Origin of the sequence: Streptomyces sp. NPDC001985, assembly GCF_040296845.1 — a bacterium.
In the GTDB taxonomy this organism is placed as follows: Bacteria; Actinomycetota; Actinomycetes; order Streptomycetales; family Streptomycetaceae; genus Streptomyces.
In genome coordinates this window covers 19,059-27,940 of record NZ_JBEOYB010000012.1, presented here as the reverse complement: position 1 = coordinate 27,940, position 8,882 = coordinate 19,059, and the positions used below count along the sequence as shown (strand labels likewise).

8 protein-coding genes are annotated in these 8,882 nt (G+C 72.2%); 4 read left to right on the top strand and 4 right to left on the bottom strand.

Annotated features, from left to right (window positions below):
* Positions 1-199: 199 nt before the first annotated feature.
* Both ABT122_RS07675 and ABT122_RS07670 read right to left on the bottom strand, forming a co-directional pair.
* Positions 200-634, bottom strand: coding sequence for a protein phosphatase (locus ABT122_RS07675; protein ID WP_351546920.1), 435 nt, complete (start codon positions 632-634; stop codon positions 200-202).
* Between the two features lie 75 nt (positions 635-709).
* Positions 710-2,089: an NsdA family TPR-like regulatory protein gene (locus ABT122_RS07670; RefSeq protein ID WP_351546917.1), complete on the bottom strand. Its 1,380-nt coding sequence runs from the start codon at positions 2,087-2,089 to the stop codon at positions 710-712.
* Between the two features lie 166 nt (positions 2,090-2,255).
* Here ABT122_RS07670 and ABT122_RS07665 point away from each other — a divergent pair, with 166 nt between their 5' ends.
* The 3 genes from ABT122_RS07665 (at position 2,256) to ABT122_RS07655 (ending at position 6,723) form a co-directional block, all read left to right on the top strand.
* Complete coding sequence (locus ABT122_RS07665) at positions 2,256-2,624, top strand: ATP-binding protein (RefSeq protein WP_351546914.1); 369 nt, start codon at positions 2,256-2,258, stop codon at positions 2,622-2,624.
* 104 nt (positions 2,625-2,728) lie between these two features.
* The gene (locus ABT122_RS07660; protein WP_351546911.1) at positions 2,729-3,139 is read left to right on the top strand and encodes a hypothetical protein; all 411 of its coding nucleotides are present in this window, start codon (positions 2,729-2,731) and stop codon (positions 3,137-3,139) included.
* Between the two features lie 143 nt (positions 3,140-3,282).
* The gene (locus ABT122_RS07655; RefSeq protein ID WP_351546908.1) at positions 3,283-6,723 is read left to right on the top strand and encodes a tetratricopeptide repeat protein; all 3,441 of its coding nucleotides are present in this window, start codon (positions 3,283-3,285) and stop codon (positions 6,721-6,723) included.
* A 190-nt stretch (positions 6,724-6,913) separates the two neighbouring features.
* Here the strand turns inward: ABT122_RS07655 and ABT122_RS07650 are convergent, their stop codons facing one another.
* Complete coding sequence (locus ABT122_RS07650) at positions 6,914-7,192, bottom strand: hypothetical protein (RefSeq protein WP_351546905.1); 279 nt, start codon at positions 7,190-7,192, stop codon at positions 6,914-6,916.
* Complete coding sequence (gene mca, locus ABT122_RS07645) at positions 7,185-8,066, bottom strand: mycothiol conjugate amidase Mca (RefSeq protein WP_351546902.1); 882 nt, start codon at positions 8,064-8,066, stop codon at positions 7,185-7,187. The genes ABT122_RS07650 and mca overlap by 8 nt, the downstream gene beginning before the upstream one ends.
* 166 nt (positions 8,067-8,232) lie before the next feature.
* Between mca and ABT122_RS07640 the strand changes: the two genes are divergently transcribed.
* Positions 8,233-8,637 (top strand): DUF4307 domain-containing protein, encoded by a 405-nt coding sequence (locus ABT122_RS07640; RefSeq protein ID WP_351546900.1) that lies wholly within the window; start codon positions 8,233-8,235, stop codon positions 8,635-8,637.
* The last annotated feature ends 245 nt before the right edge of the window (positions 8,638-8,882 follow it).

Sequence of the window (8,882 nt, the reverse complement as noted above, 5' to 3'; positions counted from 1 at the left end):
CCACCGCGCGCTGCCGATCGGCGCCGGCGCGTCCGCCCGCTCCTCGGAATCGGGCGTACCGGTGGCACGGAGGAGTACGGCTCCTGGTCCGAGGGGCGGTGTGCCGGCGCCGGGATCGTGGACGGGAGGGCCGTCGTGGACCCGGGCGCCTCCAAGCGGCACCGGGTGGAGGACTGTTCCTCCCGGAGGCGCGGCGGGCTCAGTCGGCGAAGCGGCGGACGTATCTCCTCTGCCACGGTGTCTCCACCGCGTGCCGGCTGTAGTGCCGGCGCACGTATCCCACCGCCTCCGCCGGCGGGACGCCGTCCAGGACCGCGACGCAGGCCAGTGCCGTGCCCGTGCGGCCCCGGCCGCCGCCGCAGGCGAGTTCCACGCGTTGGGTCGCGGCGCGCGACCAGGTCTCCTCCAGGAGGGTGCGGGCCCGGGGGCGGCTGACGGGGAGGCGGAAGTCGGGCCAGCGGAGCCACCGGGACTCCCAGGGGACCTCGGGGGGTGCTCCGCCGAGGAGGTGGACGGCGAAGTCGGGGGTGGGGCCGGGGGGCAGGGGGCGGCGCAGGGCGCGGCCCCGGACGAGGCGGCCGGAGGGGAGGCGGAGGACGCCGGGGGCCTGCGGGTCCCAGAGTTCGTGGGTCACCCGGTCAACGTAGCCAGCGGGGAGCGCGGAGCGGATCGATACGCGATATCACCGTGATCCCGGCGGCCTCCGGGGTCAGCCCTTCGACTCGGCCACCAGGCGGGCGCGTTCGTCGAGTTCGCGGGCGGCGCGGACTCTCCGGTAGGGGGCGATGCGGCGGCGCATCGTACGGAAGTGCTCATCGCCGCGCGCGGTGGAGAGCAGGGTGTAGTCGTCGAGGAAGGTGCCCCAGGTCCCGCACGCCTCCTCCAGATGCCCCAGTTCCAGCTGGCGGTGGGCGAGGACCGCGTTGGAGTGGACCCTGCCCTGGCGCTCCTGGCGGGACTGGGCGCGGATGGACTCCTTGAGGGCGGCGATGGAGCCGGGCAGATCGCGGGTCTCGTAGAGCACATGGGCGACATGGAACTGGTAGGCGGCCCGGTCGTAGCCGCCGATCGACTCGCGGCGGGAGTCGGCGCGGGAGAGCGCGGCCTCCGCCTCCCGTAACCGGGTGAACGCCTGGTGCCGGTCCCCGACCATGGCGGCGGCGTGGGCCTGCTGGCCCCGGAGGAAGGCCAGCAGCCGCGGGCCGGCCGCGGGCGCGGCCTGGGCCGCCGAGTCCGCGAGGTCCAGGGATTTGCTGCCGTGACCGAGGTTGGACGCCTGGAGGCTCATCCCGCGCAGGGTGCGGCAGTACGTGACGTGGTCTCCTGCCTCTCCGGCGAGTTTCAGTGCTTTGACGTAGTACCGCTGCCCCAGACCGTGTTCGCGTTCGTACATGGCCATCCAGGCGGTGAGATAGGTCAGATCGGAGGCCGCGGAGAGCATGTCCCGGCGATTCTTCCCGCTGGCGGCGGCCCGCAGATAGGGCAGCACGGTGTTGACGAGAAAAGCCGCCGCCATGGGGCGGGCATGTCCTCCGCCGAGTTCGTCGAGTATGTCGGCGATACGGTCGGTCATGGTGCGCACCGTGGCGACTTCGCCCGCTCCGATACGGCTGGTCGGTTTCGTGATGCGCTCGGGATCGGGGTTGTCCGCGGCATGTGCCACTTCGGTGAATAGGGGGACGGTGAGAGCGGCCGAGTACAGTCCTGCGGTGAGCACTCCACGACGGGATGGGTCCATGTCTGCCCTTCCGAGATCCATAAGGGATTCGACAGTGTCTCTGCCGCCGGACCCTTTCGTGTCCTCCGGCTGCTGAAGACCCGCTTCAGCGTAAGTCAATGGACGCCCGAGCTTACGTTCGAGTGTTTCCAGAATGACCCTTCTGACCTGTTCCCTCGGCTGGGTCCCGGCAAGCCAGTGAGAAACGGCGGATTGCTCGTACTTCAGCGGCATCCCAATCTGCGCACCGGTGCGATTCACCGCGCCGGCGAGCTGTGTGCGCGACCATCGCGCCTGCTCAAGCAGTGCTTCAAGACCTGTGTTGCGCTGCTTCCGGGATGCCTGGGCCACATCAACTCCCCTGCCGTTCATGACTTTCACGGTCCCGCCCCTCCGCAACGGTACCCGTACGGACGCGTACGCAGTTAGCTCTGCACGGCCCACGATCACCAGTGGTCCGGAGAGGGCGACGCACCCTCGGCACCGGCGGACAGGAGGAGCTGTGATCTCCGTGGAAGAAGTCGATACCCGGCTGAGTATGAGATTGACCGTCCACCCCTCGGAGATCAGGCATATTCGGCGTGCGGTCCTGGATCATCTGCACGGCCGGGGGCTCGGGGAATCCGCCTTCGATATCGCCCTGGTGGTGACCGAACTGCTCGCCAATGTCCATGAACATGCCGATGGATTATGCGAACTGGAGATCGAGCCCCGGGACGGGTGGCTGGTCCTGAAAGTCCGCGACACCGTCATGGCACCACCGACTCTGCGGCGCCGCTCGGTCTCCGCCGAGACCGGCCGGGGGCTCTTCCTGGTGGACGCGCTGACCGAGCACTGGGAAACCACCGTCATCGCCACCGGAAAGGTCATCACCTGCACCTTCCGTATCCCTCCCGGACCGGGCTGACCACTATCGCGTGATAACCGGAATCGGAGCCGTCGCCGCACAACTCACCCGGAGACCCCTGGCCCCGGAGAACCGGCGCGCCCCCGTGAGCGTCCTGTCCCTGTGTGGACCCACGACCTCGACCGCCCTGGGCCGCCGGCTGTCTGACCTTCCTCGCCGGCGGTCTCGCGGGGTACGGCGCCCACCGCCTGTCCCGCGCCGCCCGCCGCACCTGCAGACTGATCCTGCGGGAGCACCCGAGCATCTTCGACTGGTGGACCTGGCAGGCACCGCTCACCATCATCGCCGCGTCCTTCATCGGGCTGACCGCCTGGGCGATCCCCGCCGCACTGCTGCGGCGGGCACCCCGGTGGGCGCGGCGGATCGTCCCCGGCGCGGTGTTCACGCTCGCGCTGGCCGCGCTCGTCCTGTGGCACTTCGCCTGGCTGGGCACCCCGCTCAGGGCCGGAACCGACGGCGGGGCCTGTGCGGCCGACCACGTTCCGCCGTGGTGGCCCGCCTGGCTGCCCGAATGACCCGTATGCCCCGCCAGCAGCGGTTTTCCCTCCGTACGCATGACATGCACCGCACAGGATCGACACCCGCATCCCTCGCTTCGGGGCCCCGCGCACAGGACACTTGACCGGGAAACAGAACCGGAGACACAAGGGGGACCCCTATGCGGGACAGCCACCGGAGCGAGGCCGAGCGGCTGTTGGCGCGCGCCGTCGAGGAGGAGGCTCGGCGCTCGGGCGGGCGGACGAACGCGCAGGTGCTGCTCGCGCGAGGGCGCGAGGCGCTGGACGCGATGGCGTCGAACGCCGCCGATGAGTACACCGCGTACGAACAGGCCCTGGCGGAGGCGGAGGCCGCGGGGAAACCGCTGTCCGCGCGGTTCAGCCGGGCGGAGCTGGCGACCCCCGCGCTGGTCACCGTGGTGGGGGCGGTGGCAGCGGCCGGAGCGGACCTCGCGTTCGGCACCTCCGCCGGAACCGCGCTGGGGGCCGGTGCGGTGGTGGCGGTCGCCGGGGCGGCGGCCACCGTCGCCCGGATCACCGCGTCGCACTGGCCCGCCGCCCACCGCAGGGCCGGGGCGCTCGGCCAGCCGGGCGGAACCGAGCAGTTGCGGCTCCAGTGGCTCACCGCCCTGGAGGTGCGCGGCATCCGGCCCTTCCTCGACCAGCAGCGGATGCTCGGCGTCGGCACCCGCCCTCAGCGGAAGGACTCCACGGGCCCGCAGTTGCGCGGACGGGACCGCAGCGCCGCCGCGCGCCGACGGTCCACGCTCGCCCAGTCCTTCGGCAGGCTGCCGGAGCCGGCGGGCCCGTTCAGCGGGCGGCGCGAGGAGATGAGCCGGATCACCCAGTGGGTGCACGCCTCGCGGGCGTCGACCGAGACCCTGCCGACGGTCGTCATCCTGCACGGAAGGCCGGGCGCGGGCCGCTCCACTCTCGCCGTGCGCGCCGCCCACCATCTGAAGGACCAGTTCCGGGGCGCGTGCGTGGTCGATCTGCGCGGTGCCAGCGGCCGGCCGCTCACCACCCGCGAGGCCCTGCTCCATCTGCTGAACCGGCTCGGCGCGCCGCGTGAGCAACTGCTCTTCCGGGAGCGGTCCTCCCCCGAGCAGCAGGTGCGGCGGCTCGCCGAGCTGTACCACCGGCATCTGACCGGGCTCGCGGTCACGGTGATCCTGGACGACGCGGGCGACCCGGCGCAGGTGCGGACGCTGATACCGGAGCGCTCGGACAGCCTGGTGCTGGTGACCGCCCGTGAGCCGCTGGAGCTGCCGGACGACACCCCGGCACGGGTGTACCGGCTGCCGGTGGAGGCGCTGGACGAGGCGGGGGCCGAGGAGTTGCTGCGGGCCGTGGGGGACCAGCCCGCGGGCGCGCCCTACGACGGGCAGTCCGGCGACCGCGTCCGCGAGCTGTGCGGCGGGCTGCCGCTGGCGCTGCGGATCGCGGGCTCCTCACTGGGGACGCGCACTCCGCAGCGGCTCGCCGACGATCTGGCGGCGGCCGGCGCGAAGGCGCCGGGGCAGGGGGCGGGTGCGGGTGCGGATGCCGGAGCCGGCGCGGAAGCCGGGGACGAGGGCAGGGCCGGAGGCGGTACGGAAGCCGGGGGCAGGGCCGGGGGCGGAGGCGGAGGCGGTACGGAAGCCGGGGGCGGAACCGGAGCGGCCGGATCGGCCACCCAGGGCGTACCGGACCCAGCGGGCGCACCAGGCGTACCGGACGCAGCAGGCACACCAGCCACAGCACTCGACCCGGTGGAGCGGGCACTCTGGCTGCGCTACCGCGACCAGCCCGAACCGGGGCGCCGGCTGCTGCGCCGGCTCGCGCTCGCCGGGCGGGCCTCACTCGGCGCATCGGCGGCGGCGGCGCTGCTCGCCACCGACGAGCAGGAGTCGCAGCGGCTGCTCACCGCCCTGGCGGACGCGGCGCTGATCTCCCGGGCCCGCTCCAGCCGCTACCGGCTGCACGACAGCGTCCGCGCCTTCGCCCGGGCTCGGCTGTTCGACGAGGAGGAGGCGGCGGAGCGCACCGCCGCGCAGGAGCGGCTGATCCAGAACTACGCGGAGCTGGCCGGGGCCGTGATCCGGATGGTGGACGGCAAGATGTCCACCCGGGCCGGGCAGTTCGGCGCGCACGGCTTCCGCTCGCTGGACTCGGCGCTGCGCTGGCTGGACGACGAGTCCAGCTTCATCACCTCGGCGCTGCGGTACGCGGAGGGGGTGGATCAGCAGACGGTGCTCAACCTCCTGGGCGCGCTCGCCGACTACTGTCTGCTGCGCGGCGACCTCTACCGCCTCGGCGAGATCAGCGAGCTGTCGCAGGCCGTGGACCAGGGGCTGCTGGAGCGCTCGGTGCGCTGGCGCACGGGTATCGCGGCACGTCAGCTCGGCGAGCTGGACAAGGCCCGCACCACCCTCTCCTCGGTCGTCGGCCTCTACCGCGAGGCGCGGAACGACGCGGGCGCGGCGCTGGCGCTCTGTTCGCTCGGGATCACCCTGCACCACCAGGGCAATCTCACCGAGGCCGCGGCCCGGCTGACCGAGGCGGTCGAGCTCCAGTCGACGGACGAGCAGGCCGAGGACCGGGCGTGGTCCCTGCACGCGCTGGCGGCGGTCCGCCGGGACCAGGCCCATCTGGGCGAGGCGCTGGGGCTGCTCGCGACGGCGCTGGAGCTGCACCGGGAGGGCGAGTCGCTGCACGGCGAGGCGTGGACGCACTTCCAGCTCGGCCAGGTCTGTCTGCGGATGGGCGAGGTGGCGCGGGCCGAGAGCGAGCTGCGGTCGGCGCTCGATCTGTACGGCCGCACCGGGGACGCCCGCGGCGAGGCCTGGGCGCTGACCCAGCTCGCGCGGGCCCGGCTGGTGGACGGCGACCCGGCGGAGGCGGTGGAGCAATTGGAGCCGGCGCTCGCCCGGCACCGGGACAACGAGGACGCGCGCGGCGAGGCGTGGACGCTGTACTACCTGGGGCAGGCGCTGGAGGAGCGCGGCGACGCCGACCAGGCGGTGCGGGAGCTGGAGCGGGCGCGGACGATGTTCTCGCGGATGCGCGATGTGTACGGGCTGGCGTGCGCGCGCCACCACTCGGGCCGGGTCACCCGGGACCAGCGGGCGGCGCGGACCGGAAATCTGCGCAACTCCGGCTTCGCCCGGCAGCTGCTGATGGACGCGCGGGCCGACTTCCGGCGGATCGGGGTGGCCCACGGGGAGGGCTGGACCGCGCTGGAGCTGGCGATCGTGGACGCGGGGAACAACCGGGCCGGGCAGGCGCTGGGGCTCTGTGACGAGGCGGTGGAGCTGTTCGCGTCGTACGGGGACGAGCGGGGCGGGGACTGGGCGCGCTTTCTGCGGTGCACGCTGCTGCCGTTCGCCTCGCCGGGCGGGATCGTGGTGGGCACGGTGGTGGCGCAGGAGGAGCTGGCGCGGCTGCGGGCCGCCGGGCACGGCACCCGGGACGGAAAGCTGGAGGACTGCGCGCAGGCGCTCGCGGTGATGCTGGAGCGCGGGGTGCGTCTGGAGGACGGCTGGCAGGCGTGGGACCTGGGGATGGTGCCGAACCGGCACGCCCGGGAGGTGATGGGGGTCCCGGTGCCGGCGACGGGCTGAGCGACGTCACGCCGCGCGCCGGGCGCCGTGGGGCGCCTGGCGTCCGGCGTCCGGCGTCCGGCGTCCGGACAGGAAAATGCACCCGGGCACGGACGGGGCCGTACGTCGGTACGGCCCGGGTGCCCGGGTGCCCGGGTGTCGCCCGGTGGCCGGCCGCCGTCCGGTGGTCCGGGCGGCGGGCGGCCGGGGTTCAGACGCTCTTGGCCGGGGCCTTCGCCTTCGGTGCGCCGTTCTGCTGCCGGGGGGCCCCCGGTGCCGGGGCCGGGGTCCGGGCCTCCTCGAAGTCGATCCGGCCCATGTGCCGGTTCAGCGACTTCATCAGGAACCAGACGCCCACGGCCAGCGCCGCGAAGACCAGGAAACCGAGGACACCGGGGGTGACCTTGTTCTTGTCCAGCTCTTCGGCGGCCAGGACGACCGAGTCCATCATTGCGAGATTCAGGCTTCCGCTCACGCTCATATCAGGCATTCTCGCGGATGCCCGCGAAGAGGTCGTCCTCGGGGAGGGAGGTATCGACGAGCGACTTCGCCAGCTCGTACTCCTCGGTGGGCCAGACCTTCTTCTGGATCTCCATCGGAACGCGGAACCAGCCGCCGTCCGGATCGATCTGGGTGGCGTGCGCGATCAGCGCCTTGTCCCGGATCTCGTAGAAGTCGGCGCACGGAACATGGGTGGTCAGCGTGCGCTCGACGCGCTCGAACTCCTTCCAGCGCTCCAGCCACTCCCCGTACGGCGACTCCAGGCCGCGCTCCAGCAGCGCCTCGTGCAGCGCGACCGTGCGCGGGCGGTTGAAGCCCTGGTTGTAGTAGAGCTTCAGCGGCTGCCAGACCGGGCCGAACTCGGACTCGGGGAAGCGCTCGGCGTCCGCCGCGCCCTCGAAGGCGACCATCGTGACCTTGTGGGTCATGATGTGGTCGGGGTGCGGGTAACCGCCGTTCTCGTCATAGGTGGTGATCACCTGCGGGCGGAAGGAACGGATCAGCCGCACCAGCCGGCCGCCCGCGCTCTCCTCGTCCTCCAGGGCGAAGCACCCCTCGGGGAGCGGCGGCAGCGGGTCGCCCTCGGGGAGCCCGGAGTCGATGAACCCCAGCCACTCCTGCTTGACGCCCAGGATCTCGCGGGCCTCGTCCATCTCCTTCTTGCGGACCTCGTGGATGTTCTCCTCGATATAGCTGTCACCCTGGAGCCTGGGGTTGAGGATGGAGCCGCGCTCGCCTCCCGTGCAGGTCACGACCAGCACGTCCACCCCCTCGGACACATACTTGGCCATCGTGGCAGCGCCCTTGCTCGACTCGTCGTCGGGGTGGGCGTGAACGGCCATAAGTCGCAGCTGGTCAGTCAAGACTCGATCCTCAATGATTCGTCACGAATGGTCGGGTGCCGTCCGGCCGCTGCGGCGGCGCGGGGTGGCGGTCGGGGGCCTGAGGGAGGCTTCTATAGTGACCGAAACGGGGGACGGAAAATTCCGGCGTCCTCCTGTCAGGGAGGTTCCCCCGAGAGGAATGGTCATGACCGCCGTGCGCGAGCAGGTGCCCGAGAGCCGCTACGGCCGCTCGGCGGACGAACGGGCCGACCGGAAGCTCAAGATCCTGGGCGGTTTCCTGGGGGTCGGCTTCCTCGGGATGGTCGTCTGGTTCGGCTACGACTACGTCGCCGGGGAGAAGATCAGCGCCGAGGTGATCAAGTTCGATGTGACCTCGGACTCCGAGGTGCAGCTCCATCTGGAGATCCGCAAGGACGCCGACGCCACCGGCACCTGCACCGTGCGCTCCCGCTCCGAGGACGGCGCCGAGGTGGGCCGGCTCGATGTGCCGGTGACCGCCGAGGGCGACACCCGTATCGATCAGGTGGTCAGGATTCGTACGACGACCCTGGCGACCAGCGCCGAGCTGGCGCGGTGCTCCGCGCGCTAGGGAGTTTCTTTCGGATCGGGCCGGATCGGTGAGCGGGGTCCGGTGCCGTGGATCGCGGGGCGGAGGAGGGAGCCCACGCGGAGCGCCGGCGACCGGCGACAGCGCGGCGAGGCGCGGTGCCGGGGCTCGCGAGCCCGGCACGATCCGAAAGAGACGACCTGGTTCCCGGCGCGAACCCCACGGCTCAAATATGACAGAGACCCACTCTGACCTGCGTTGACGCAGTTCTGATGGTTTTTGTCCTC